The 26,342-nt window shown below is 60.1% G+C and carries 26 protein-coding genes; 19 read left to right on the top strand and 7 right to left on the bottom strand.

Features of this window, described 5'->3' with window-relative positions:
* Window positions 1-7: 7 nt before the first annotated feature.
* Window positions 8-484: a DUF3429 domain-containing protein gene (locus ABDK74_RS01825; RefSeq protein WP_346002467.1), complete on the top strand. Its 477-nt coding sequence runs from the start codon at window positions 8-10 to the stop codon at window positions 482-484.
* Here ABDK74_RS01825 and kdsA read toward each other — a convergent pair.
* The 4 genes from kdsA to tpiA form a co-directional block, all read right to left on the bottom strand.
* Complete coding sequence (kdsA, locus tag ABDK74_RS01820; RefSeq protein WP_346002466.1) at window positions 481-1,305, bottom strand: 3-deoxy-8-phosphooctulonate synthase; 825 nt, start codon at window positions 1,303-1,305, stop codon at window positions 481-483. The two genes, ABDK74_RS01825 and kdsA, sit on opposite strands and share 4 nt — an antisense overlap.
* A complete protein-coding gene (locus ABDK74_RS01815) occupies window positions 1,302-2,933 on the bottom strand; it encodes a CTP synthase (protein WP_194255892.1) in 1,632 nt (543 codons plus the stop codon). The genes kdsA and ABDK74_RS01815 overlap by 4 nt, the downstream gene beginning before the upstream one ends.
* A gap of 103 nt (window positions 2,934-3,036) precedes the next feature.
* Entirely contained in the window at window positions 3,037-3,378 is a 342-nt protein-coding gene (gene secG, locus ABDK74_RS01810; protein ID WP_346002465.1) for a preprotein translocase subunit SecG, read from the bottom strand.
* Window positions 3,375-4,175: a triose-phosphate isomerase gene (gene tpiA / locus ABDK74_RS01805; protein WP_346002464.1), complete on the bottom strand. Its 801-nt coding sequence runs from the start codon at window positions 4,173-4,175 to the stop codon at window positions 3,375-3,377. Before tpiA ends, secG begins: the two co-directional genes overlap by 4 nt.
* Before the next feature lie 190 nt (window positions 4,176-4,365).
* Here tpiA and ABDK74_RS01800 point away from each other — a divergent pair, with 190 nt between their 5' ends.
* From ABDK74_RS01800 to ABDK74_RS01745, 12 genes are all read left to right on the top strand, one after another.
* Window positions 4,366-6,315 carry a peptidyl-prolyl cis-trans isomerase gene (locus ABDK74_RS01800; RefSeq protein ID WP_346002463.1) on the top strand — a complete coding sequence of 650 codons (1,950 nt, stop codon included), beginning with the start codon at window positions 4,366-4,368 and terminating at the stop codon, window positions 6,313-6,315.
* Window positions 6,315-7,727, top strand: a complete 1,413-nt coding sequence (gene trpE / locus ABDK74_RS01795; protein WP_346002462.1) for an anthranilate synthase component I — start codon at window positions 6,315-6,317, stop codon at window positions 7,725-7,727. Before ABDK74_RS01800 ends, trpE begins: the two co-directional genes overlap by 1 nt.
* Window positions 7,728-7,788: 61 nt before the next feature.
* Entirely contained in the window at window positions 7,789-8,385 is a 597-nt protein-coding gene (locus ABDK74_RS01790; RefSeq protein WP_346002461.1) for an aminodeoxychorismate/anthranilate synthase component II, read from the top strand.
* Complete coding sequence (trpD, locus tag ABDK74_RS01785; RefSeq protein WP_346004133.1) at window positions 8,382-9,485, top strand: anthranilate phosphoribosyltransferase; 1,104 nt, start codon at window positions 8,382-8,384, stop codon at window positions 9,483-9,485. The genes ABDK74_RS01790 and trpD overlap by 4 nt, the downstream gene beginning before the upstream one ends.
* The gene (trpC, locus tag ABDK74_RS01780; RefSeq protein WP_346002460.1) at window positions 9,482-10,408 is read left to right on the top strand and encodes an indole-3-glycerol phosphate synthase TrpC; all 927 of its coding nucleotides are present in this window, start codon (window positions 9,482-9,484) and stop codon (window positions 10,406-10,408) included. The genes trpD and trpC overlap by 4 nt, the downstream gene beginning before the upstream one ends.
* A gap of 153 nt (window positions 10,409-10,561) precedes the next feature.
* A complete protein-coding gene (gene pdhA / locus ABDK74_RS01775) occupies window positions 10,562-11,566 on the top strand; it encodes a pyruvate dehydrogenase (acetyl-transferring) E1 component subunit alpha (protein ID WP_099286723.1) in 1,005 nt (334 codons plus the stop codon).
* 3 nt (window positions 11,567-11,569) lie between these two features.
* Complete coding sequence (locus ABDK74_RS01770; RefSeq protein WP_346002459.1) at window positions 11,570-12,937, top strand: pyruvate dehydrogenase complex E1 component subunit beta; 1,368 nt, start codon at window positions 11,570-11,572, stop codon at window positions 12,935-12,937.
* 5 nt (window positions 12,938-12,942) lie between these two features.
* The gene (locus tag ABDK74_RS01765) at window positions 12,943-14,172 is read left to right on the top strand and encodes a pyruvate dehydrogenase complex dihydrolipoamide acetyltransferase (RefSeq protein WP_346002458.1); all 1,230 of its coding nucleotides are present in this window, start codon (window positions 12,943-12,945) and stop codon (window positions 14,170-14,172) included.
* 3 nt (window positions 14,173-14,175) lie between these two features.
* Window positions 14,176-15,582 (top strand): dihydrolipoyl dehydrogenase, encoded by a 1,407-nt coding sequence (lpdA, locus tag ABDK74_RS01760; RefSeq protein ID WP_346002457.1) that lies wholly within the window; start codon window positions 14,176-14,178, stop codon window positions 15,580-15,582.
* Between the two features lie 5 nt (window positions 15,583-15,587).
* On the top strand, window positions 15,588-16,556 hold the full coding sequence (gene lipA, locus ABDK74_RS01755; protein WP_194255881.1) for a lipoyl synthase: 969 nt from the start codon (window positions 15,588-15,590) through the stop codon (window positions 16,554-16,556).
* Window positions 16,556-17,035: a type II toxin-antitoxin system RatA family toxin gene (locus ABDK74_RS01750; protein WP_194255880.1), complete on the top strand. Its 480-nt coding sequence runs from the start codon at window positions 16,556-16,558 to the stop codon at window positions 17,033-17,035. The genes lipA and ABDK74_RS01750 overlap by 1 nt, the downstream gene beginning before the upstream one ends.
* 85 nt (window positions 17,036-17,120) lie before the next feature.
* Entirely contained in the window at window positions 17,121-17,435 is a 315-nt protein-coding gene (locus ABDK74_RS01745) for a hypothetical protein (RefSeq protein WP_346002456.1), read from the top strand.
* 78 nt (window positions 17,436-17,513) lie between these two features.
* Here the strand turns inward: ABDK74_RS01745 and ABDK74_RS01740 are convergent, their stop codons facing one another.
* From ABDK74_RS01740 to ABDK74_RS01730, 3 genes are read right to left on the bottom strand one after another with little or no spacing between them, the layout of a single operon-like run.
* Window positions 17,514-17,999, bottom strand: a complete 486-nt coding sequence (locus tag ABDK74_RS01740; RefSeq protein WP_346002455.1) for a CinA family protein — start codon at window positions 17,997-17,999, stop codon at window positions 17,514-17,516.
* Window positions 17,989-19,878, bottom strand: a complete 1,890-nt coding sequence (locus tag ABDK74_RS01735; protein ID WP_194255877.1) for a lytic transglycosylase domain-containing protein — start codon at window positions 19,876-19,878, stop codon at window positions 17,989-17,991. The genes ABDK74_RS01740 and ABDK74_RS01735 overlap by 11 nt, the downstream gene beginning before the upstream one ends.
* Window positions 19,862-20,464, bottom strand: a complete 603-nt coding sequence (locus tag ABDK74_RS01730; protein WP_346002454.1) for a YjbE family putative metal transport protein — start codon at window positions 20,462-20,464, stop codon at window positions 19,862-19,864. The genes ABDK74_RS01735 and ABDK74_RS01730 overlap by 17 nt, the downstream gene beginning before the upstream one ends.
* 91 nt (window positions 20,465-20,555) lie before the next feature.
* On the opposite strand from ABDK74_RS01730, the gene purB reads away from it, so the two are divergent.
* The 6 genes from purB (at window position 20,556) to purL (ending at window position 26,339) form a co-directional block, all read left to right on the top strand.
* On the top strand, window positions 20,556-21,887 hold the full coding sequence (gene purB, locus ABDK74_RS01725; protein WP_346002453.1) for an adenylosuccinate lyase: 1,332 nt from the start codon (window positions 20,556-20,558) through the stop codon (window positions 21,885-21,887).
* Window positions 21,888-22,032: 145 nt separating this feature from the next.
* The gene (gene purC, locus ABDK74_RS01720) at window positions 22,033-22,797 is read left to right on the top strand and encodes a phosphoribosylaminoimidazolesuccinocarboxamide synthase (protein WP_099286712.1); all 765 of its coding nucleotides are present in this window, start codon (window positions 22,033-22,035) and stop codon (window positions 22,795-22,797) included.
* Window positions 22,794-23,036, top strand: coding sequence for a phosphoribosylformylglycinamidine synthase subunit PurS (gene purS / locus ABDK74_RS01715; protein ID WP_346002452.1), 243 nt, complete (start codon window positions 22,794-22,796; stop codon window positions 23,034-23,036). The genes purC and purS overlap by 4 nt, the downstream gene beginning before the upstream one ends.
* Window positions 23,033-23,440, top strand: a complete 408-nt coding sequence (locus ABDK74_RS01710) for a Rap1a/Tai family immunity protein (RefSeq protein ID WP_346002451.1) — start codon at window positions 23,033-23,035, stop codon at window positions 23,438-23,440. The genes purS and ABDK74_RS01710 overlap by 4 nt, the downstream gene beginning before the upstream one ends.
* Entirely contained in the window at window positions 23,437-24,138 is a 702-nt protein-coding gene (gene purQ / locus ABDK74_RS01705; protein ID WP_346002450.1) for a phosphoribosylformylglycinamidine synthase subunit PurQ, read from the top strand. The genes ABDK74_RS01710 and purQ overlap by 4 nt, the downstream gene beginning before the upstream one ends.
* Entirely contained in the window at window positions 24,135-26,339 is a 2,205-nt protein-coding gene (gene purL, locus ABDK74_RS01700; protein WP_346002449.1) for a phosphoribosylformylglycinamidine synthase subunit PurL, read from the top strand. Before purQ ends, purL begins: the two co-directional genes overlap by 4 nt.
* Window positions 26,340-26,342: the final 3 nt, after the last annotated feature.

Genomic DNA, 26,342 nt, shown 5'->3' with positions numbered 1-26,342 from the left:
CGACGACATGCGCCTTCCTTTTCCCATTTTCGTGCTTGGCATTGCCGGACTGATCCCCTTCATGATGCTCGGAGGGTGGATCTTCCTCGCTGGACTGTTCACGCCGCTGCCCCATTTGAAGATCATTCTGCTGGCATATGGTGCCTGCATCCTGTCATTTCTGGGGGCAGTGCACTGGGGGCTGGCCATGGAACGGCCGGACATCATTACGGTCGGCGGCACGTCTCAACAGGACCGGCAGCGCCTTGTGCTGGGTGTCTGCCCCGCGCTCTGGGCATGGCTCGCCCTCTGCATCGGCGTTCTGGGCCATGTCCGGGCCGGGTTCGGACTGGAAATTATTGGTTTTGTCGGGACGTTCCTGGTGGAACGGGAAGCCTGGAGAAAAGGTGCACTTCCCCCAGGCTATCTGCCGCTGAGAGCCGGACTGACGGCTATTGCAGTACTGAGCCTGTTCATGGCCGCCCTGGCCCCTTCCGGCAGTTAAGCCGGAAAAGATTTTGCCAGAGCGTCGAAGGCTTTCAGACGCGTCAGGAGCGCGCGCATTTCATGAAGGGGTACCATGGTCGGACCATCGCTTGGAGCATGGTCCGGGTCCTGATGCGTTTCAATGAAAACGGCTGCCACACCGATCGAAAGGGCCGCACGGGCGAGGGGTTCGACAAATTCGCGCTGTCCCCCCGTTGAGGCCCCGAGGCCGCCCGGCTGCTGTACGGAATGCGTCGCATCGAACACGACGGGATAGCCCGTCTGCGCCATGATGGGCAGACCACGCATATCGCTGACAAGCGTGTTGTAGCCGAAGCTCGTGCCCCGATCGCAGAGCATGATGCGCTTATTGCCGGTCGAGGCAATCTTGGCCGCAACGTTCGCCATGTCCCACGGTGCGAGGAACTGGCCCTTCTTGATGTTGATGGCACGACCGGTTTCGCCAGCAGCCAGCAGCAGGTCCGTCTGTCGGCACAGGAATGCCGGGATCTGCAAGACATCAACTGCCTGAGCGGCAGGGGCACACTGCTCGGCGGTATGCACATCCGTCAGGACGGGAACACCGAATCGTTCGCGGATGCTGGCAAGGATCTCCAGACCGGCATCCATGCCCACACCACGCGCGGCATTGACCGAACTCCGATTGGCCTTGTCGAAGCTGCTTTTATAGATCAGTCCGATTCCGAGTTCGCGACAGATGGCGGAGATGGCATCAGCCATCTCCGTTGCATGCTCACGGGATTCGATCTGGCAGGGACCAGCGATCAGCGTGAAAGGCTGATCCTGACCGACCGTAAGGTCTCCAATCCGGAAGCTCACTTGCTGTGAGCCTCCTTGACGGCAGCACCAATAAAGCCTGCGAACAGCGGATGCGGATCGAAGGGTTTGGACAGCAGTTCCGGATGGTACTGCACGGCCACGAACCAGGCGTGATCCGGGTATTCGACCACTTCCGGCAACACGCCGTCGGGCGAGAGACCGGAGAATCGCAGACCTGTCTTTTCCAGACGATCCTTGTAATGCGCGTTGACTTCCCAGCGATGACGGTGGCGTTCGCGGATTTCCGTACGCCCATAAATCTCGGCCACACGGGAACCCGGAACCAGCTTTGCCGGATAGGCGCCAAGACGCATGGTGCCGCCCAGATCGCCGCCTTCACGACGACGGAGCAGTTCGCCCCCACGCGCCCATTCCGTCATCAGTCCGACCACAGGCTCGTCCGTCGGGCCAAACTCTGTGGAGGACGCCTTGGAGAGACCAGCAAGCGAACGGGCACATTCGACCACAGCCATCTGCATACCAAAGCAGATGCCGAGGAACGGAATGTTGTTCTCGCGGGCATAGCGGACGGCCTGGATCTTACCCTCGGCACCACGCTCACCAAATCCGCCGGGGACGAGAATAGCGTCTGCATCCTTCAGGCGCTCGGCGATATTCCCATTCTTCTCGAATTCTTCCGATTCGATCCAGTCCAGATTGACCTTCACATGGTTGGCGATACCACCATGCAGCAGGGCTTCGGCCAGCGACTTATAGCTGTCGAGCAGGGCTGTGTATTTGCCGACAATAGCTACGCGGACTTCGGCTTCCGGCTCGCGAATCGCATGGACAATCTTTTCCCAGCGCGAGAGATCCGGCTTGCTGTCGTAGGGCAGGTCGAAATAGCGCAGGACTTCCTGATCCATTCCCTCATTGTGATAGGAAATGGGGCAGGCATAGATCGTGTCCACATCAAGCGCCGCGATGACGGCTTCCGGGCGGACGTTACAGAAATTGGCGATCTTGCGGCGCTCGTTGTCCGGAATGGGACGATCCGAGCGGCACAGGAGCATTTGCGGCTGAATGCCGACGTTCTGGAGTTCCTTGACGGAATGCTGGGTCGGCTTGGTCTTGAGTTCGCCGGCTGCCGGGATGTAGGGCAGAAGCGTCAGATGCACGCACATGGTCTGGGCATGGCCGAGATCATTGCGAAGCTGACGGATGGCTTCAAGGAAGGGCAGGCTCTCGATATCGCCAACCGTGCCGCCGATCTCCACCAGCACGAAATCGTAATCGTCCGTGCCCGTGACCACCACGTCCTTGATAGCGTCAGTGATGTGCGGAATGACCTGTACGGTCCCGCCCAGATAGTCGCCGCGGCGTTCGCGCGCGATCACATCCGAATAGATCCGCCCTGTCGTGGTATTATCAGCTCGGGAGGCATGAACGCCCGTGAAGCGCTCATAATGACCGAGATCGAGGTCGGTTTCCGCCCCGTCATCGGTGATGAACACCTCGCCGTGCTGATACGGGCTCATGGTGCCCGGATCCACATTGAGATAGGGGTCCAGTTTGCGCATGCGGACCTTGTATCCGCGCGCCTGGAGGAGAGCAGCGAGGGCCGCTGAAGCGATGCCCTTGCCGAGAGAAGATACCACACCGCCGGTGATGAATACGAAACGCGTCATGGGCGGTCTTCATACACTGCCGACATGGGGCAGGGGAAGCGAAGAGACGCGTCTGTGTGAAAGATCCCCGTTAAAAAATCTGAACGGGGATCTTCAGGCCCGATTAGTGAGCAGGCGTGGACGCCGGAACGGCAGGAGCTGCCGGGGTTGTGGTCGCGGGGGTGGTCTGCGCAGCGGGTGGCTGGGCCAGAATGTCGCGGGAGCCAACGCCGGAGGAGGCACCACGGTTCATGACGGCCAGCACCAGGCACAACAGCATGAAAATCCCGGCCAGAACCGACGTGGCCCGCGTGAGCAGGGTTGCTGTTCCGCGGCCGCTCATGAACGAGCCCATACCCTGGCCGCTGCCGATGCCAAGGCCGCCGCCTTCGCTGCGCTGAATGAGGATCACCCCGATCAGCGCCAGTGCGACCAGCAGATTAAGAGCAAGCAGAAGAGTGGTCATGAACGATAGGGTCCGGACAATGGTTGGGCAGACAGGCGGAGAGAGGCTGATTCGGCAATGCGCAGAAAGCTCTTTGCTTCCAGACTGGCACTACCCACCAGCACCCCTCCGAGCGACCCGATGGAAAAAATGGTCGGCGCCTGAGCCGGTGTTACGGAGCCGCCATACAGGATCGGGACGCGAATGTCATCCATCTTGAGGCGAGACTGCAACAATCCGTGAAGCAGAGAGAGGGTCCGCTCAAGCTCGTCAATCGGCGGAACGGAGCCGCTGCCGATAGCCCAGACAGGCTCATAGGCCAGTACGCCGTTGAAATCGTCCGTAAGCGAACCTTCGACCTGCGTTGCCAGAACGGTGGTCGTCCGACCTTCGAGACGTTCCTCCATCGTCTCGCCGATACAGACGATAGGAACAAGCCCGGCAGCCTCGGCCGCTTCGACCTTCCGGCGGATCAGTGCATCGGTTTCGCCGTGAGCCTGACGACGCTCGGAATGGCCGAGTATGACGTATTGCACACCCAGATCGGAGAGCATGTCCGCCGAGATATCGCCGGTGTGCGGACCGGATGAGGTCGTGTGACAGTCCTGTGCACCAAGCCACAGAGGCGTATCCGGGCCTGCGGCATTGATGATGCCGTGAACGTTCGCAAGCTGGGTAAAAGGCGGACACAGGACGAGCCGCACGTCATCGGGAAGGGCCTGCGCGCCCTCGGCGACGGCACGGGCCAGATGGCTGGACTGCTCGCACAGCCCGTTCATCTTCCAGTTGCCGACGACAAGCCTTGGGGATGGGATCACTCTTCCTCCTTCGCGACAGCAAGGCACAATGGCAGTGCAATCGGCGTGTAAGGGCCGGTCCAGATGTCAAAAGGATGACTCTCGTTCCGGTCTGCTTCTGGTCAAGCCGTTCTCACGACATTATGGTGCGGCAAGTTTAGCGGGCCTTCCGTGTCCGCACCATCCCGTCATCCGGATCTGCCCTGACCCCATGATTATCTCGCTCCGCCACCTGTTTGTTGACTCCTGGGCCGGCCGCGCCGCCGCGCTGCTGATCTTTCTGGCCTTTATTGGCTGGGGCGTGGGAGATGTTTACTCCAATCTGGGTGCCGCAGGCTCCAACGAAATCGTGCGCATCTATGATCGCAGCATCACTCCGGATGATTTCAGTCGCGCGCTTTCAGCCCAGCTTCCCGCTGTTGCCAAGCAGATCGGCCTTGCCGACCCCTCCAAGCTGCCCAAAAGCGAAGTGGAGCAGATCGCGCGGCAGACGCTTCAAAATCTTGTGATGCAGAACGAGATCCAGCTTGCAGCCGAGCGCGCAGGCATGATGGTGCCCGACGCTCTGGTGCGGCAGGATATTTTCGCGATCCCCGCCTTCCATGATGCCGCCGGAAAATTCGACCGCAGCGTCTTCAACGACCGTCTGACCCGGATGGGCCTGACCGAAGGCAAGCTGATTCAGGTCATTCGCGAGGATATTGCGTCCCGTGGCCTGTTGCAGGGGATCGGTCAGGCCGTTGTGGCACCCCCGTCATTGACGGAGCGCATGCTGGCTTTCGATGCAAACCAGCGCGTTTTTGATATGGTGGAAATCCCGTTTGCGAGCGGCACCGTAACGACAGCCCCCACAGACGAGCAGCTTCACCGCTTCTATGACAACCATCCGCAGATGTTCCGCACAACGGAATACCGTCACGCCAAGATGGTCGTCATGACGGCGGACAGCGTTGCCAAAACGATCGAGGTTCCCGACGACGTTCTGCATCGTCTCTACGATTTTCAGGCGCGCACCTACGATATGCCTGAGACGCGAACGCTTCAGGTTCTGACCTTCACGGATCAGGCGAAAGCCGCAGCGGCAGCGATCGCATGGAAAGGCGGCCTCTCTTGGGACGATATCCAGAAGAAATTCCCCGAAGCCGCTGCCGTGGCCCTGCCGTCCGTTCGGCAGAGCGATATTCCCAACCCCGAACTTGCCAAGGCCGCTTTCGCTGCACAGGCTGACCGCATTTCCGGCCCGGAAAAGACTGGAATGGGATGGGTCGTGTTCAACATCACGGCCGTCGTCGCGCCTCACAAGACGACATTCGAGCAGGCAAAAGGCGATTTGAAAAAGCAGGTCCAGACGCAGGAAGCTGCCGAAGCTCTTCAGGCGCGTCAGAAGCAGTTTCAGGACGCTGTTGCCGGTTCTTCAACGCTGGAACAGATCCCCGGTGATCTCGGCGGCGTTCCGGCTGCCGGAACGCTGGATTCCAACGGCATGACGCAGGACGGGCTGCCCGCACCCATTCCGGGCGATGAGGCGCTGCGTCAGGCCATCGTTCATCAGGTCTTCACGCAATCCAAAGGCGCTCAGCCTACGGTCGTGAATGGCCCGAATGGCACGTTCTTTTCAGTACTGGTTGATGAGGTCCATCCCGGCACACTCAAGCCATTCGACAGTGTTCGTGATCAGGTCGTGCAGGCATGGACGGCAGAACAGAAGCGCCGCGTCGCCAATCTGCGTGCCACGGCTCTATTCGGTACCGCCAAGGCCAGCACCCTGCGTAAAGCGATGGACGGACAGCCGGAGGCCTCGACCCTGCGTCAGGACGTGAGCGTCTCGCGTGTTCACCCCGATCAGACGCTGCCCCAGAACATCCTGCGCGGGATCTTTGATCTCAAGCCGGGTACGACAGGGATGTTTGAAACGCCGGATGCATTCTGGCTCGTTAACGTGACGGCCGATCGTCCTGCTTCGGCAGAAGACATGAAATCCCTCGGCACCCGTCTTGTGGACGACTATCGCCAGTCCATGCAGTCCGATATTCCGATGGTGCTGAGTGCTGCGATGGAAAAGGCTTTTCCGCCTTCGCACATCAACATGGCACTTTATAATCAGGTCGTAACGGCCGCCATTCCGGCCAGCGCACCCGCAACAGAGAACAGGGCGCACTGATGGGCATTGTTTACAGTATCGAGGCTGCCGATCTCCTGACGCCTGTTTCGGCATTTCTCAGGCTGTCGAACCTGTCGGATGATCCATATCGGCTGCTGTTTGAAAGCGTCGAAGGTGGTGCTGCACGCGGACGTTATTCCGTCATAGCGCTACTGCCGGATCTGGTCTGGAAATCCCGGGATGGGAAGGTCACGCTCGACGGGAAACCTATTGACGGAATACCGCTCGAGACACTCAAGACCATCGTGAACGAAAGCCAGATGGATCTTCCGAGCGAAATGCCTCCCATGATCGGGGGCGTGTTCGGCGTGCTGGGTTACGACATGGTGCGGCAGATGGAGCGTCTGCCGAATGCTCCGGTCAACGATCTGGGGCTGCCAGAAGGGATCATGATCCGTCCGCGCCTGTTTGCTGTTTTTGATTCCGTGCGAGACGAACTGACGCTGGCCGTGCCGGTTCGTGGAGACACGACGGATGCGGAAGCGCACGCACTTCTGGACAAGGCGCGAACCGCTCTAGCGGCTCCGCTAGGAGACGCGCGTGAGACCTTGCCTGCGAACACGGAACTGGCAGCGCCCATCTCCAACATGACGCAGCAGCAGTTCGAAGACCATGTCCGCAAAGCACAGGACTATATTGCGGCGGGCGATGCCTTCCAGATCGTGCCGAGCCAGCGTTTTACGACACCATTCCCACTCTCGCCGCTTTCACTTTACCGTAGCCTGCGCCGGGTCAATCCGGCGCCGTTTCTGTTCGTGATGGAACTTGAGGACTACGCCCTCGTCGGCTCATCGCCGGAAATTCTGGTGCGGCTGCGAAACGGCGAAGTCACGGTCCGTCCGCTGGCTGGCACCCGTCCACGCGGTGCGGACCGTGATGAGGATCTGGCTCTGGAAAAAGAACTTCTGGCCGACCGCAAGGAACTGGCCGAGCATCTGATGCTGATCGATCTGGGTCGCAATGATGTTGGTCGCGTCTCGAAACTGGGGACTGTCGCGGTTCCGGAGCAGTTCGTCGTGGAACGCTACAGCCATGTGATGCACATCTCCTCAACTGTCACAGGCCAGATCAAGGATGGCAGTACGGCAATGGATGCCCTTGTTGCAGCGTTCCCGGCCGGAACCCTGACAGGTGCGCCCAAGATCCGCGCCATGGAGATCATCGACGAACTGGAGCCGACACGACGCGGGCCGTATTCCGGCTGTGTCGGATATTTCGGCGCAGACGGTGAAATGGACACCTGCATCGGACTGCGCATGGCTGTTCTCAAGGACGGCAACATGTATGTGCAGGCGGGATGCGGCGTGGTGGCGGACAGCGACCCGAATGCCGAGTTCCGCGAGACGCAGGCCAAAGCCCGCGCGCTCTTCCGGGCGGCAGAAATCGCGGTTGCAGCCGCGGCCAAAGCCTGACGGTGGGCGGGTACACGATGTGTTGTTTGACGAAAAGAGACGCGAAGTTCATTCTGTTGCCATGATCCTTCTCATCGACAATTACGACAGCTTCACGTTCAACATCGTCCATCATCTGGGCGCGCTCGGCGTGGCATGTGACGTGCGTCGCAACGATGCGCTAAGTGTTGACGAGGCTCTGGCGCTCAATCCGGCTGCCATCGTAATCTCACCAGGTCCCGGCGCACCTGCGGAGGCGGGGATCTGCTGTGATCTGATCCGTGCGGCTGCAGGGCGCGTGCCGGTTTTCGGTGTGTGCCTCGGCCATCAGGCGATCGGTCAGGTCTTCGGCGCCGAAGTCGTGCGTGCGCCCGTGCCAATGCACGGCAAGATCAGCGCCGTTCACCATGACGGAACGGGGGTTTTTGCCGGACTTCCCGATCCGGTGGATGTCGTGCGTTATCACAGTCTGACACTCCGACCCGACAGCATTCCCGAGACGCTGCTCGTCAATGCGCGGACGGAAGACGGAGTTATCATGGGAGTGCGCCACCGCGACTATTCCGTGCACGGCGTACAGTTCCACCCCGAAAGCATCGCATCCGTTGCAGGCCGCGAACTGCTGGCCAACTTCCTGACGATTGCCGGGATTCCCGTCACGGCATCACAGGCCGCCTGACAGTGGGGGCTGATTTTACAGCGCTTTTGCATAAAGCGGCCTCAGGACAGGTTCTCAGCAGTCATGAAGCAGAAGCCGCTTTTCACGCCATTATGGCGGGAACGGTTGATCCGGTTCATCTCTCGGCTTTTCTGACGGCCCTGAAACTCCGTGGAGAGAGTCTGGCCGAACTGACGGGTGCTGTGAAAGCTGTCCGGCATCACATGACGCTTCTGCCGGATGTTCCGACTGGGGCGATTGATGTGTGTGGGACCGGCGGGGATGGCCTGAAGACGCTGAACGTCTCGACGGCCGTGGCCTTCGTGCTCGCCGGTCTGGGCGTTCCCGTTGCCAAACATGGCAACCGCGCCCTCTCGTCAGCTACGGGCGCGACCGATGTTCTGGAAGTCCTTGGTATTCCGCCTACCGATGATCTGGCCCTGCAAGGCAGGCGTCTGCGCGAAGACGGTCTGGTCTTTCTGGCAGCCCCCCAGCATCATCCTGCCATGCGCCATGCGGCGCCGGTGCGTAAGGCGCTGGGTTTTCGGACATTGTTCAATCTGCTCGGACCACTGTGCAATCCCGCTCAGGTGCAACATCAGCTGATCGGCGTGTTTGATGGACGCTGGTGCGAGCCGGTGGCGAAAGCCCTTGGCGCATTGGGGAGCCTGTCTGTCTGGGTCGTGCATGGCGTGACCCCGGAAGGCGGTAGTGACGAACTGACCCTCGCTGGACCCTCTCAGGTTTCGGCTTGGGAGAAAGACGCTCTTTTTTCGTTTGAGATCGAGCCGGACATGGCGGGTCTGAAAGCCTCTCCGATCTCCGCCATCCGGGGTGGCGATGCGCAGACCAACGCGACTGCGCTGCTTTCCCTTCTGGAAGGGGCCGGTGGCGCTTACCGTGATACGGTTCTTCTCAACGCAGCCGCGGCCCTGCATGTGGCAGGACGCGGCAATATCGTGAAGGGCGGGACGATTGACGTTCCGGCTTTCCGTCGCAATGTAGGTCTGGCGGCAGAGTCCATTGACCGTGGGCTTGCCCGCGCCGCGCTTGAGCGGGCGCGTCTGTCAGCTCATTCCCCGACCCATTGCATTGCTTCCACAGACGCAGGACGATCATGACATTCATGCACCATCGACCGGCGATGACATATTCGCCTGAGGGAACAGAACAGTTCCCTGACCCGGAAGTTCCGGAAACGACGACCCCTCCCATCAAAAATCCGGAAGCGGAGACGGCTGCGGACCGGAGTGACGTCCTCGCCCGGATCTGCGCGCGTACACGGGTGGACATCGAGCAGCGCTCACAGATCATGTCTCTCAAGGACATCACGGCGCGGGCGCGGGAAGTCACCACACCAACGCGGGGGTTCGGGCAGGCGCTTCAGCATCTGACGGCGGACCGTCAGGTCGGACTGATCGCCGAAATCAAGAAGGCGTCTCCCTCCGCAGGCATCCTGCGCCCGGATTACGATCCGGTGAAGATCGCGCAGGACTATCAAGCCGCTGGCGCCACATGTCTGTCTGTTCTGACGGAAGGCTCGTGCTTTCATGGCAGCACGGAAGATATCCGCGTCGTTCGCGAAGCATGCAGTCTGCCGATTTTGCGCAAGGACTTTATCCTTGACCCTTGGCAGGTCCATGAGAGCCGTCTGATCGGGGCGGACTGCATTCTGCTGATCATGGCGGTGCTGACGGAAACACAGGCTGCCGAACTGATCGCGATTGCACGTGGACTGGATATGGATGTCCTGCTGGAAGTCCATGACGAAGCTGAGCTGAACCGGGCGCTGGCACTCGATACGTTCCTGATCGGGATCAACAACCGCAACCTGCGGACTCTGAAGACCGATATCCAGACGACGATCGATCTGGCGCCGATGGTGCCGCCCGATCGTCTGGTCGTCTCTGAAAGTGGCATCCGGACACAGGATGACATGATGAAGGTTGGCGCAGTCGGCGCGAGCGCGGTTCTTGTGGGCGAGAGCCTGCTGCGTGAGCCTGATCCGGGTGTGGCCGCACGTCGTCTGCTTGGTTTCGTTTGATCTTGGACCGCCTTCCGGGGCGGTCTGAGCCGTTTTTTCACGACATATCCCTCAGATCGCTGCGTTCTGCGCAAGTGGGACGTGGTCTGGCTTTTGCTGGCTTCTGCCGCTAAGAGCATGCGGGATTTTATGCATTTCCATCAGGAGACCGTCATGGACGAGACACCGTCCGCTTCAGGCCGGAGCAACGGTCCGGCCCTTTCGCCGGAGACCATGAAGCGCGCTTACAGAGACATGCTTCTTGTCCGGCGTTTTGAGGAAAAAGCCGGACAGCTTTACGGCATGGGTCTGATCGGCGGCTTTTGCCATCTCTATATCGGGCAGGAAGCCGTTGTGGTCGGGATCGGCCTCAACATGAAGCAGGGCGACAAGTCCATCACGTCCTATCGTGACCACGGACAGATGCTCGTAGCAGGCATGACGCCGCGTGGTGTCATGGCGGAATTGACGGGCCGATCTGGTGGGTACTCCCGCGGCAAGGGCGGCTCCATGCATATGTTCTCCCGTGAAAAAGAGTTCTACGGCGGTCACGGCATCGTCGGCGCGCAGGTCGCACTGGGCACGGGTCTGGCTTTCGCGAACAAATATCGCGGGACGGACGAAGTCTCGATCGTATATTTCGGCGAAGGCGCCTCGGCACAGGGACAGGTCTATGAGAGCTTCAATCTCGCGGCCCTGCACAAGCTGCCCTGCATCTATGTGATCGAGAACAACCGTTACGGTATGGGCACGTCCATTGAGCGCGCCTCGGCCTCCAAGGACCTGTCGCGCAATGGCGAGCCCTGGGGCATTGCCAGCCGCAAGGTCGATGGCATGGACATTTTCGCAGTCCATGAAGCGGCGCAGGAAGCGGTGGAATACTGCCGTGCGGGCAAGGGACCGTTTCTGCTGGAAATGGAAACCTATCGCTATCGTGGGCACTCCATGTCGGACCCGGCGAAGTATCGCCAGCGTTCGGAAGTCGAGGAGATGCGCCGTACGCGTGATCCGATTGAAACGCTAAAGGCCGAAATGCTACGCAGCGGGATCGAAGAGAGCGTCTTCAAGGACATTGAGACGGACGTGAAAGCCATTGTCGCTGACGCGGCCGAATTTGCACAGACAAGCCCGGAGCCGGACCATTCCGAACTCTGGACTGATATTCTGGTGGAGGCCTGATCCATGGCATCTCTGATTCTGATGCCGGCCCTCTCGCCGACCATGACCGAGGGTACGCTTGCGCGCTGGGTCAAGACGGCAGGTGAGGCCGTTTCCGCCGGAGACGTGATTGCCGAGATCGAGACCGACAAGGCGACCATGGAAGTGGAAGCCGTGGACGAAGGCGTGATCGGCAAGACATTGGTGGCCGAAGGCACGCAGAATATCGCGGTCAACACGCCGATCGCCGTGCTTCTGACCGAAGGCGAGGACGCTTCCGCTGCGGACATCGTGACCCGTTCTGCTGATCCGGCTGCAGGCGCTTCTGTCGCGATTGAAACACCGGCTGATCCGGGGATCGTGGAAGCACCGGAAGTCGCACAGGCCGAGAATGACCGGGACTGGGGCGAGACCAGCGAAATCACCGTCCGTCAGGCCCTGCGTGACGCGATGGCGGCCGAGCTTCGCCGTGATGAGGATGTGTTCCTGATCGGTGAGGAAGTGGCGCAGTATCAGGGCGCTTACAAGGTCAGTCAGGGCCTGCTGGATGAGTTTGGCGAGAAGCGTGTCATTGATACGCCGATCACGGAACACGGTTTCACGGGTATGGCTGTTGGCGCGGCACTGACCGGACTGAAGCCGATCGTCGAGTTCATGACCATGAACTTCTCGCTTCAAGCCGTTGATCATATTATTAATTCCGCTGCCAAAACGCTCTACATGTCCGGCGGTCAGATGGGCTGTCCCATCGTGTTCCGTGGCCCGAACGGGGCTGCGGCGCGTGTCGGTGCACAGCACTCTCAGTGTTTCGCAAGCTGGTTTGCCCATATTCCGGGCCTGAAGGTGGTCGCGCCTTGGTCGTCTGCGGATGCGAAGGGATTGCTGCGGGCCGCCATTCGCGATCCGAACCCGGTCATCGTTCTGGAAAACGAGATCCTCTACGGCCAGAAATTCCCGTGCCCCGTAGATGAAGACTTCATCTTGCCGATCGGTCGCGCGAAGATCGAACGGGAAGGGACGGACGTAACGCTCGTAGCCTTCTCCATCATGGTCGGCGTGGCACTGGAAGCCGCAGCCCTTCTGGCAGAAGAAGGCATCTCGGCCGAAGTCATCAACCTGCGCTCGATCCGTCCGCTGGATACAGAGACGATCGTACGCAGTGTGAAGAAGACGAACCGCATCGTGTCCGTCGAAGAAGGCTGGCCGGTGGCGGGCATCGGGGCGGAAATCTGCACCGTGGCCGTCGAACAGGCTTTTGACTGGCTTGATGCTCCGCCAGCGCGCGTTTGCGGGCTTGACCTGCCGATGCCCTATGCGGCCAATCTCGAAAAACTGGCGCTTCCAAAACCCGAATGGGTGGTGGATGCGGTTCGCAAGCAGCTGCGGGACTGACAACGATGGCTACCGATATTCTGATGCCGGCGCTGTCGCCGACCATGACCGAAGGCAAACTGGCCCGCTGGCTCAAAGCCGAGGGCGATACCGTCGCTGCGGGCGACGTGATTGCCGAAATCGAGACCGACAAAGCGACCATGGAAGTGGAAGCCGTGGACGAGGGCATCCTTGGCCGCATCCTGATTCAGGAAGGCGTTGAGGGAATTCCCGTCAACACACCGATTGCGATTCTTGTGGAAGACGGCGAGGCCGTGCCTGACGCCTCTTCCTCGCAGGCCGCAGCGGCTCCCAAGGCTGAGACGGCAAGCGCGGAAACAACGCCTGCTGCTCCGGCATCCAAAGCTCTGGCTGAGGACAAGGGAGAGCGGATTTTCGTCTCTCCACTGGCCAAGCGTATGGCGCGTGAGCGGGGCATTGCCCTTGACGCCCTGACGGGGAGTGGCCCGAACGGACGCATTCTCAAACGCGACGTTGAGAAAGGCCCGGCTGCGCCCAAGACGGCTCCGAAAGCTGCTGCTGCACCTGCTGTCACGGCGTCGGAAGAAACAGTCCGTCGCGTTCCGAACTCGACGATGCGCAAGGTAATCGCGCGGCGTCTGACGGAATCCAAGACGCAGGTGCCGCATTTCTATGTCTCGGTTGATATCGAACTGGATGCTCTGCTGGCCCTGCGTTCGAAGCTGAATGCGACAGCGCAGGAAAACAGCTTCAAGATCTCTGTCAACGACATGATGATCAAAGCTGTGGCGTTGGCACTGAAGAAAGTTCCGGGCGTGAATGTCCAGTTCACAGATGCCGAGACGCTGCATTTCGAGAATGTTGATATCTCGATGGCCGTCTCAATTCCGGACGGGCTGATCACACCGATCATCCGCGATGCGGATCGCAAGTCCCTGCGTGAGATCAGTGTCGAAGCCAAAGATCTGGCCAAGCGTGCACGTGCTGGAAAGCTCAAGCCCGAGGAATTCCAGGGCGGGACGTTCTCCATTTCCAATATGGGTATGTTCGGCGTGCGGGAATTCGCGGCGATCATCAATCCGCCGCAGGCTGGTATTCTGGCGATTGCTTCAGGCGAAAAGCGGGCAGTCGTCCGTGGTTCGGACATTGCAATTGCGACTGTGATGACGGCGACGCTGTCGGTCGATCATCGTGCGGTGGATGGGGCCCTTGGGGCCGAGTTGCTGAATGCGCTGCGCGATATCGTGCAGAACCCTTATTTTCTGGTGGTCTGAACCATGTCCGATACATTCGATCTGATTGTTGTTGGTGGCGGCCCCGGCGGCTATGTGGCGGCGCTGCGGGCCAGCCAGCTCGGCATGAGTGTGGCGCTTGTGGAAAGCACGCATTTTGGTGGTGTTTGCCTCAACTGGGGCTGTATTCCGACCAAGGCGCTTCTGCGCTCTTCGGAAATCCATCATCTTCTGCATGAACTGGGCACGTTCGGCCTTTCCGCAGACAATATCTCGTTCGACCTGTCCAAGATCGTGGGCCGTTCGCGCAGTATTGCGCGGCGGATGGGCGGCGGGATTGCCCATCTGCTGAAGAAAGCCAAGGTCACAACCTTTGATGGCCGCGCCAAGCTGGCCGGGCGTTCAGGTGAGGCACATCAGGTTGCCATCACGAAGGATGGCGCGGATGTGACGACCATCAAGGCGCCGCATGTCATTCTGGCAACGGGTGCACGGGGGCGTCAGCTTCCAGGGCTGGAGACGGATGGCACCCTGATCTGGGGGGCACGCGAGGCCATGACGCCGAAAGAACTGCCGAAGCGCCTTCTGGTTATCGGGTCGGGTGCGATCGGTATCGAATTTGCGTCGTTCTACCGGAACATGGGTAGTGAGGTTACGATCGCCGAAGTGGCGGATCGGATCCTGATTGCTGAAGATCCGGAAATCAGTGCAGCAGCCCGCAAGGCTTTCGAAAAGCAGGGGATGACGATCATTACCAGCGCGAAGGTCGGACCACTGAACAAGAGCGAAAACGAAGTCTCCACGACGATCGAAAGCCCGACGGGCAAAATCGATCTGACGGTGGACCGCGTCATCTGTGCAGTTGGCATCGTGGGGAATGTCGAGGATCTGGGGCTTGAGGGCACCAAGGTTCAGGTGGATCGGACCCATATCGTCACGGACGGTTTCTGCCGGACTGGCGAGCCGGGGGTCTATGCAATCGGTGATGTGGCCGGTGCACCCTGGCTAGCCCATAAGGCGAGCCACGAGGCTATTTTGTGTGTTGAAAAGATCGCCGGACGTTCGCCGCAGCCTTTGCATCCGCTGAACATTCCGGGCTGCACCTATTCGCGTCCACAGATCGCGTCTGTCGGACTGAGTGAAGAGAAGGCCATTGCCGCAGGACACAAGGTCAAGGTCGGCCGTTTCCCGTTCATCGCCAACGGCAAGGCTGTTGCGATGGGTGAGACGGACGGTATGGTCAAGACCGTGTTCGACGCGACGAGTGGCGAACTTCTGGGCGCACACATGATCGGCGCGGAAGTTACGGAAATGATTCAGGGTTATGTCATTACCCGGACGGGAGAACTGACAGAGGCGGAACTGATCGAAACGGTCTTCCCGCATCCGACAATTTCCGAGACCATGCACGAGGCAACACTGGCAGCCTTCGACGGCCCGCTGCATATCTGAGCATCATGTCCCAGCGCATCACCATCGACCATCGCGCGGCACCCGCGCTCCGTCATCCCGAAAAGGCGCACCGGCCCGACAATCCGATCCAGCGCAAACCGTCCTGGATCCGGGTCAAGGCGCCGAACCACCCCGTCTATCATGAGACACGGGCACTGATGCGCGACGCGGGTCTCGTGACGGTCTGCGAAGAAGCGGCATGCCCCAATATCGGGGAATGCTGGTCGCAGCGTCATGCCACGATGATGATCATGGGCGAAATCTGCACCCGGGCCTGTGCATTTTGCAATGTCACGACCGGGATGCCGAAGCATCTTGATTCGGACGAACCGAGGCGTGTTGGTGAAGCCGTTGCAAAGCTTGGACTGCGGCATGTCGTCATCACATCCGTGGACCGTGATGATCTGCCAGATGGCGGCGCGGAGCACTTCGCGCAGGTCATCCGTTCGATCCGCGAGACGTCCCCGGAGACTACGATTGAAATCCTCACTCCCGATTTCCTGCGCAAGGATGGGGCGCTGGAGATCGTCGTGGCCGCACGACCCGACGTTTTCAATCACAATATCGAGACCGTGCCCCGACTTTACCCCACCATCCGCCCCGGTGCGCGTTACTATCAGTCAGTCCGGCTTCTGGATGGCGTAAAAAGGCTCGATCCTTCCATTTTCACCAAGTCCGGCCTGATGCTTGGGCTTGGCGAAGAGCGCATGGAAGTGGCTCAGGTCATGGATGATTTCAGGATCGCAGACGTCGATTTTCTGACACTCGGGCAATATCTTCAGCCCTCCGCAAAACATGCGGCCGTTGAAAAGTTTATTACCCCTGACGAGTTTGACGGCTATGCTGCGGCAGCCCGTTCAAAAGGATTTCTTCAGGTCAGTGCCAGTCCGCTGACCCGGTCCTCCTATCATGCGGACAGCGATTTCGCGAAGCTGCAGGCTGCGCGGAAAAGCCGTCTGAAAGAAAGTCTCTGATGCCGACACATGCCGAGCAAAGGTTGATCGCCTACACGCCGGACCAGCTTTTTGATCTCGTGGCGGATGTCGAGAAGTATCCGCAGTTCCTGCCGTGGTGCGTGAAGGCGAGCATCCGCACCCAGACGGAACAGGAACTTGTGGCGGATCTGACGATCGGGTTTGGCCCGTTCCGCGAGACCTTTACGAGCCGCGTAACGCTGGAAAGGCCTTCGCGCATCCGGGTGCGTTATGAAAAGGGTCCTTTCCGCTATCTGAACAATGTGTGGACATTCAGCCCTGATCCACGCGGCTGTCTGGTCGATTTTTTTGTGGATTTCGAGTTCAAGTCGCGACTGCTGCAGAATGCGATGGGCGTGGTATTCAATGAGGGTGTGCGCCTCATGGTGTCTGCATTCATCAAGCGTGCACGGGATATTTACGGAGTGCAGGGGGCGAAGGTTGCTCCTCCCACGCCCGGTCTTTCCCAAAGGACATAAAATTTCATAGTGTTGCCAGAACCAATCGCGAGCTGAGTCGTTACAGGCTCAAGCACCGCGATGGTGACAGAAGAAGGATTACGTCATGAAGAAAATCTCCTTTGGCGCATTTGCCTTGACCGCTCTGGTCGCTGCAGCTTCTCCGGCGATGGCTGAGCATCATCACCACGGCAAGCACCATGAGAAGGCTGGCCACGCTGAAAAAACCAGCAGTGCCGCAACGACAGAAGATCTGAACGCCCGTTCGCTGCAGCAGGCACAGACACCAGTCTCTCCGACGGCCCCGACAGCGGCTGTTCCGCCTGCTGCCCCGACCGCTATCCCGACAGCTCCAAGCCTTCAGGCAGCACCTGCGGCTCCGGCAGCCTCGACGATGCCGGCTCCGACGCAGGGCAACTGAGACTGCAATCAGACCTGTGGTCTGTTGCAGGTTTGCAGAAAAAAGCGGCTCCGTTCATTCGGAGCCGTTTTTTTTGTCTCAGGCGTTCAGAACCATCTGAAGGGCATGCCGCACAGTCTGAGAGCGAATGCTGGTGCGATCTCCGATGAAGAGACGCTGCGTAAGTGTAGGCGCCCCGATGCGAACAGCCAGTCCGAAACAGACGGTCCCGACCGGCTTGGCAACGCTGCCGCCGCCCGGGCCTGCGATACCGGTAACAGAAATGGCCATATCAGCATCCACAGCATTCAGAAGACCGCCTTCCGCCATGGCCTGAGCCGTCTGAAGGCTAACGGCTCCATATTGTGCAAGAACCGTCTCCGGAACGCTCACGGCGCTCATTTTTAAAGCATTAGAATAAGTTACGAAGCCCCCCTCCAATATTTCTGACGAGCCGGGAATATCACTGAGGGCAGCGCTGATCAGGCCGCCTGTGCAGCTTTCTACCGTAACCAGTTTGCGACCGGATCTGCGGAGCTGCGCCAGCACCTGTCCGGCGAGGGCTGCAATGTCGTTATCCGGCATGAAGATTCCTGACACGATAGACCATCATTCCTGCTTCGATATTCTCGATATAAAGGCGGGTTTCGCGATAGGGCAGGCGCTCGATCCAGTCCAGAACACCGTCTTCTGACAGCGGGTCAGAGGGTGGATTTGCTTTCAGCCAGAGATCGACCCGATGCGGACCGGCATTATAGGCAGCCAACGCATAAGGGATCACATTTCCGAAACGCTCCAGAAGCTGTGAGACATAAGCGTTGCCGATTTTCAGATTTGTCTGCGGATCAGTCAGGGACGCGGGAGAGACGTTGATCGGCCCCAGATGCCCCTTGCGCACCACGTCTCTGGCCGCGGCGGGCAGAAGTTGCAGCAGGCCCACAGCCTTGGCACCGCTTAGTGCGTTCGGGTCGAAACCACTTTCCTGCCGGATGATGGCGGGAAGCAGGCCGTCCGGAACAGTTGAGGCGGCAGGATAGGGATCGGGGAAACCCTGCGGATACAGTGCAATGCCTTTGCGTGCCAGGGCATAGGAGGCAAAGACTTCCGGCGCAGGCAGCCCAAGGCGGGACGCAGCATCGGCAACGGCTTTCTGACCTTCCGGAGACGGATTGACGACTTCCAGCATCATGAGGAAATCCCGTGCATGATCGGGATCACCTGCCTGCACAAGGTCCGTGGCGCCTTCGAGCAGATCCGGTCGGCTGAGCGTTCCAGCGGGCGGAGTAGGGAGGGACTGGAGGGCCTGTAACAGGGCATCGTCAAAGGCCGAAGATGATCGGCCTGAGACCAGAATTGCGTTGTCCTGCGTCAGGGATGCAAGAGCGAGCTGGCCCGGAAAAGTCGTGGGGAAAGCCGCGGCTTTCTGGAATGCGGCTTCGGCATCCTGCTGTTTGTCAGCGGCTTGAAGGGCGCGTCCCGTCCAGTAATAGCCGCGAGCCTGCATCTGAAGCGAGGTTGCGCTCTGGAGAAGGGCAAAGAACTGTTCCGCCCGGGCAGGATCGTGAAGCTCTCTGAGTGCAATAAAGCCGCTGAGAAGAGCTGCTTCCTGATGGTCTGTGGTGTCCGGGGGAAGGGTAGTATCGTCGGCGAGATCTGCCGCCTCTTTTGGACGACCGGCCAGTAACAGGGCGCGGGCGAGGCTGATCCGTTCTGAGGACCAGTCATGGGATGGGTTCGTCCGCTGGAGGGCAGCACCCTGCGTGTTCCAGAGAGACAGCGCTTCATCCAATCTGTCGCCACGACGCAGCGCCCGCAGACGATAGCGGATAAGAGTCGGGTCGGATTGCAAGTCTGGAGGCAAAGAGGCGAACAGAGAATCGGCATCGGGAGAGGCCAGACGTTCGGCCAGTCTGGCGCGGGCCAACGGTTGCCGATCAACGGAAAGGCGCTCGATCTGTCTGGACGCTGCGGAGAACTGCCCGCGCAGTTCGAGCGCTTCATAGCGGGTCCATTGATCGGCAGGAGTGAAGGCCTGATCGAAACGTGCGAGCAGGGTCTGCTCTTCGGCAGCGGTCAGGGTACTTCCGGACAGCCAGAGACGGCGCGCCGTGGAGGCCGGGTCCGGAATATGGTTTGCACAGGCTGTAAACGCGGCTGGGAGCGTGAGGGAATAAAGCGGGCAGAGGGCGTTCAGAGTCTGCGTGTCGGATGTCTGGGACAGGGCGTTCTGAAACCGCCATAGAATACGCACTCTCTGCGGCCACTGCGGCTTCTGCTCAAGGAAACTGGCGTAACGCTGTGCCGGGAAACTGCTTCCTTCTGGCCCGACAAGGATCAGCCATTCCGCCAGTCGCTCTTGAACGGGCGAGGGGGCGGTCTCCATCGAGGGCGTTGCGAGGGCTGATGACGTGACAAGCAGCGTTATCAGTCCCGCAAAAAGAGTTTTGTCAGCTCGGAAGAACATGCGTCCAGACCTCCCCGCCACCGCGGATGATGAGTTCGATTGCAACGCCCAGAACCACCAGAAGGCCGATCCATGCAATCCAGCGATATCTGCTCAGAAGATTGGCGACGACCGATGCAGCAAGCCCCATCAACAGCACCGACAACACCAGCCCCATAACAAGAATCCACGGATGCCCGACAGCCGCTCCGGCAACCGCCAGCACGTTGTCCAGACTCATGGACAGATCGGCCACGACAATTTTGAGCACGGCAGGTCCGAGGCGGGGCGGGGCGGCCTCGACGTCCTCATGATGTTCGCCGCCGCGAAGCTCACGATACATCTTCCAGCAGACCCACAGAAGCAGAAACCCACCTGCCAGCGTCAGACCGACCACGGCGAGCAGCGTGGTCGCCAGCAAGGCCAGTCCTACACGCAGAATGGCGGCGAACCCTGTTCCGAACAGAATGGCAAGACGACGCTGCCGCCCTTCCAGATTGCGCACGGCCATCCCGATGACGACCGCATTGTCACCGGCAAGGGTGATATCGATCAGGGTGATCTGGCCGAGGGCGACGAGGGCGTGCAGCAGAGAGTCAGGGGCCAAGGTGTCATTCTTCCGAAAAGGGGTCCGTGCAATGTCTTCGTATTTGGTTTAAGGAGCCTCCGTAAAGCCCCACCTCGCATCCGGAGTTCCCATGGTACCCCGTTACAGCCGTCCGCAGATGACTGCCATCTGGTCTCCCGCCAACCGTTTTCGCATCTGGTTCGAGATCGAAGCCCTTGCCTGCGAAGCTATGGCACAACGGGGTGACATTCCCGCCGAATCAGCCAGAACCATCCGCGAAAAGGGTGATGTCGCCATGGCGGCGTTCTCCGACGCGGATCTGGCCCGCATCGACGAGATCGAAGCCGAAACGCGCCATGACGTCATCGCGTTCCTGACCTGGCTTGCGGAAAAAGTTGGTCCGGACAGCCGTTTCGTCCATCTGGGCATGACGTCTTCGGATGTGCTGGACACATGCCTGTCCGTTCAGATGACGCAGGCCGCCGATCTGCTGCTGGAAGATCTGGACCGCGTTCTCGCTGCACTCAAAGAACGCGCCTATGAACACCGCAGCACAGTGACGATTGGCCGCAGCCACGCGATTCATGCTGAGCCGACCAGCTTTGGCCTGAAGATTGCCGGACACTATGCCGAGTTCGCCCGTAACCGCGAGCGTCTGGTGGAGGCCCGCAAGGAAATTGCGGTTTGCGCGATTTCCGGCGCTGTTGGCACCTACGCGCATATCGACCCGGAAATCGAAGAATACGTCGCCGACAAGCTGGGTCTGGCTGTCGAGAGCGTGTCGACGCAGGTCATTCCGCGTGACCGCCATGCGGCGTTCTTCTGCACGCTCGGCGTAATCGCCAGCGGCATCGAGCGTCTGGCGATCGAGGTCCGTCATCTTCAGCGTTCGGAAGTCCGGGAAGCGGAAGAGTTCTTCCACAAAGGACAGAAGGGCAGTTCGGCAATGCCGCACAAGCGCAACCCTGTCCTGTCGGAGAACCTGACGGGTCTGGCGCGCCTCATCCGCTCGCATGTCGTGCCGGCTCTGGAAAACGTCGCACTGTGGCATGAGCGGGACATCAGCCACTCCGCCGTCGAGCGGAACATCTGCCCCGATGCAACGATCGGGCTGGATTTCGCGCTGATGCGTCTGGCCGGGATGATGGAAAAGCTGGTCGTTTATCCCGAGCAGATGATCGCGAACATGGAAAGCCTGGGCGGCGTCGTCCATTCCGGCGAAGTCCTGCTGACGCTGGCGCGCGCCGGAATTTCCCGCGAGGACGCCTATCGGATCGTGCAGCGCAATGCCATGGAAACATGGACCAAGCTGAACAAACCGGGCTTCAAAACCTTCCGGGAAAACCTTGAAGCCGACCCGGAAGTCGCCGGTCGGGTCAGCAAGGAGATTCTCGATCAGGCGTTCGACCCGGCACAGCATCTTCGTGCCGTGGATCGCATCTTCGCCCGTATCTTCGACTGAGAGGCATGCGGAACGCAGACTTCCTGCGATTTCCTGCGTTCCGCACACTCGCAGTTCCGGTTCCGCAATGCTATGGAACCACAATTCGTCGCTGCTCCAGCCGTCCGCATCTTCTGTCAGGACGGCGCAACGCTAAGGATTGCTCATGGCTCGCCGCCGCCAGCTCTATGAGGGCAAAGCCAAGGTTCTTTTTGAAGGCCCAGAACCCGGCACACTCGTTCAGTACTTCAAGGATGACGCCACCGCCGGAAACGGCGCGAAGAGCGGCATCATCACCGGTAAGGGTGTCCTGAACAACCGCATCAGCGAATACCTGATGCTCAAGCTTCACGAGATCAACATCCCGACCCACTTCATCCGTCGGCTGAACATGCGCGAGCAGCTCATCCGCGAAGTGGAGATCATCCCGCTTGAAGTTGTGGTACGCAATGTGGCGGCGGGCTCGCTGGCCAAGCGGCTTGGCATCCCCGAGGGGACGCGCCTGCCGCGCACGATTATTGAATATTACTACAAAAACGACGCGCTCAACGACCCGATGGTGTCGGAAGAGCATATCGCAGCGTTCAACTGGGCCGCACCGCAGGACATGGACGACATGAACCAGCTTGCGCTCAGGACAAATGATTTCTTGATGGGCATGTTCACGGCTGTCGGCATCACGCTTGTCGATTTCAAGCTGGAATTCGGACGGATCTGGGAAGGCGAGGAGATGCGTATTCTTCTGGCCGACGAAATCTCGCCGGATAACTGCCGTCTGTGGGATTCCAAGACGAACGAGAAGTTGGACAAGGACCGTTTCCGCCGCGACATGGGGCGCGTCGAGGAAGCGTATCAGGAAGTGGCAAAGCGTCTCGGGATTCTGCCCGAGTCCGGGAATGGTGACCTCAAGGGTCCGGAGGCAGTTCAGTGAAAATTCGTGTTTTTGTTTCCCTGAAAGACGGCGTTCTCGATCCGCAGGGCAAGGCCGTGGGCCATGCTCTCGAAACCCTTGGCTTCAAGGGTCTGGGCGAAGTGCGCATCAATCGCGTCGTTGAACTCAATGTTCCGGCCGACAATGCCGCCGACGCACTGGCGCAGGGCGAGGCCATGGCGCGCGCGCTTCTGGCCAATGAGGTCATTGAGGATTTCAGCGTTGAGGTGGCCGGATGACCCGTCTTTCCACGATCTTCCTGCTGGCTGGTCTCGCTGCGGCTCCGGCTCTTGTTTCGGCCCCGGCTCACGCACAGCGCGTGTCCAAGGTTTCGGGCAAGGCTCTGGGCCAGATGTGCTCCAGCAAGTCCTCCATCGGGATGTGCGATGCCTATCTGTCCGGCCTGATGGACGGTGAGGCCTGGGCGAAGAAGTACGACACCTTCGCCCATGATGAATCTGCTCCGGTAGCGTTTTGTGTCCCAGCCCAGCAGACGGCTCCGCAGGTTCGCGGACTGGTCGTCGCCTGGCTGCATGCTCATAACGATGCGCTGACGGAGCCTGCGGGCAAGGCCGTCTATCGCGCTCTGCATGACACCTATCCCTGCCATGCGGCGTCCGCCCCGACGGAGGGCCAGAAATGAAGGCAGGTATCGTCGTATTTCCCGGCACGAACCGGGAGCGCGACATGGTTCATGCCCTGAAGCTGGTGACGGGGCAGACGCCGCGTCTGATCTGGCACGGGGAAACCTCGCTGGGGGATCTGGACCTCGTGGTGCTGCCGGGCGGTTTCAGCTTCGGAGATTATCTGCGTAGTGGCGCCATGGCCGCGCATTCGCCGATCATGCGGGACGTCAAGGCGTTCGCAGGCAAGGGCGGCCATGTGCTGGGCGTGTGCAACGGCTTTCAGATCCTGACGGAATCCCATCTGCTGCCGGGCGCGCTGCTTCGCAATGCAGGTTTGCGCTTTCTGTCGCAGGACTGCCACCTGAAGGTTGAGAACGCGTCGTCACCCTATACTCAGGGCTGGACGCGCGGTGATGTGTTCCGCGCGCCGCTTGCGCATGGTGACGGCAATTACACGGCCTCGCCCGAGACGCTGAAGCGCCTTGAAGGTGAAGGCCGCGTAGCGTTCCGCTATTGCGGTGCGGATGGTGTGGTTTCGGACGATGATCGTGCGACCAACCCCAACGGGAGCACGCGCTCCATCGCCGGTATCCTGAGCGAAAATAGCCGCGTTTGTGGCCTGATGCCGCACCCGGAGAACCTGACTGACCCCGAAATCGGCGCAACAGACGGTGTGCCGCTTTTCAAAGGCCTTGTGGAGGCTCTTGTCGGATGACTGTGACGATTGATGCCCAGCTTGCCCAGTCTTTCGGACTGACCGGCGAGGAATACAACAAGCTTGTCACGATCATGGGACGGACGCCGAGCTTTACGGAGCTTGGAATTTTCTCCGTCATGTGGTCCGAGCACTGCTCCTACAAATCATCCCGCATTCATCTCAAGACGCTGCCAACCAAAGCCCCGTGGGTCATCCACGGACCGGGCGAGAACGCAGGCGTCGTGGATATTGGCGAGGGTCTGGCTGCCGTCTTCAAGATGGAAAGCCACAACCATCCGTCCTTCATCGAGCCCTATCAGGGCGCGGCGACAGGCGTCGGCGGCATTCTGCGTGACGTGTTCACAATGGGCGCGCGTCCGGTTGCGAACCTTAACGCCCTGCGCTTCGGTGATCCGAAACATGCGGGAACGCGTCGCATCGTTGATGGCGTCGTCCGTGGCGTTGGCGGATATGGCAACTGCGTCGGTGTTCCGACCGTGGGTGGCGAGGTCAACTTCCACAAGGCGTATGACGGCAATCCGCTCGTCAATGCCATGACGGTCGGTGTAGCCAAGCAGGACAAGATCTTCCTGTCGGCTGCGGCGGGCGTGGGTAATCCGGTCGTGTATGTCGGTTCCAAGACGGGACGTGACGGCATTCATGGCGCGACCATGTCTTCAGCAGAGTTCGACGAGGAAGCGGCGTCCAAGCGTCCGACCGTTCAGGTTGGCGATCCGTTCATCGAGAAGCTGCTGATTGAGGCGTGCCTCGAACTGATGGCGACCGATGCGATCGTTGCCATTCAGGACATGGGCGCGGCCGGTCTGACATCTTCCGCCGTTGAAATGGCAGGCAAGGGCGGCGTTGGCATCGAGCTGAATCTTGATGCCGTTCCTCAGCGTGAACCGAATATGTCGGCTTACGAGATGATGCTGTCCGAGAGCCAGGAGCGCATGCTCATGGTCCTCAAGCCCGAGCGGACCGAAGTCGCCCGTGCGATCTTCGCGAAGTGGGAGCTGGACTTCGCCATCATCGGCGTGCTGACCGATACGGGCCGCATCACGATCCGTCATAATGGCGAGGTCGAGGCTGACATTCCGCTGGCTCCGTTGGCAGATGAAGCTCCGATCTATAATCGCCCGACTGTGCCGCTGACGGCACCCGCGCGGATCGAGACGCCTGTCGACCCGGAAGGGATCGACAAGGCGCTCCTGACGCTGATCGGTTGCCCGGATCTGGCGTCCCGCGCTTGGGTCTGGAACCAGTATGACGGCTCGGTTGGTGGCAACACGGCGCGCCGTCCGGGTGCGGCCGATGCGGCAGTCGTCCGCGTTGAAGGCACGCGTCTGGGTCTTGCACTGACGACAGACTGTACGCCACGCTACTGTCAGGCTGATCCGAAGACGGGTGGCGCGCAGGCTGTGGTCGAAGCATGGCGGAACCTGACGGCAACCGGTGCAACCCCGCTGGCCGTGACGGACAATCTGAACTTCGGCAATCCGGAGCGGCCGGAAATCATGGCGCAGTTCGCCGATGCCATCAAAGGCATGGGCGATGCCTGTCGGGCGCTCGATTTCCCGGTCGTGAGCGGCAACGTCTCGCTGTATAACGAGACGCGCTCTCCGTCCGGCGAGGCTCAGGCGATTCTGCCGACGCCCGCGATCGGTGCGCTTGGTGTGCTCGCGGATGCGTCCAAGTCCATCGGGCTTGCGATGCCGGATGCCCATGATCTGGTGCTTGTCGGCTCTATTCGGGGTGAACTCGGGCAGTCCCTGTGGCTGCGCGAAATCTGCCAGCGCGAAGATGGGGCACCGCCAGTCGTTGATCTTGCGGTCGAGCGTCGCAACGGAGACTTCGTGCGTAGCCAGATTACGGCAGGCGCGGTTGCGGCCTGTCATGACATCGCCGATGGCGGTTTGTTGGTAACGGTGGCGGAAATGGTCATGGCGAGCGGCGTAGGCTGCACGCTTGAAGCCGCTCCGACGGACATTGCCGCGCATGCATTCTGGTTCGGTGAGGATCAGGGCTGCTACGTCGTTGCAACTTCCGATGGCGCAGCCCTTGTCACAGCGGCGGAGAAGGCCAATGTTCCGGCAATCCGTCTGGGACGTTCGGGTGGCAGTGATCTGGTCGTGCCGGGAACGGTCAGCGTCAGCGCAGAGCGTCTCAATGAGATCAATGCCGCGTTCTTCCCGCGGTTCATGGGTGAGGGAGCCTGATTT

Origin of the sequence: Gluconobacter sp. OJB, from assembly GCF_039638275.1 — a bacterium.
GTDB lineage: Bacteria > Pseudomonadota > Alphaproteobacteria > Acetobacterales > Acetobacteraceae > Gluconobacter > Gluconobacter cerevisiae.
Note: the sequence above shows the minus strand (reverse complement) of the source record. Positions and strands in the feature narration are given on the sequence as shown.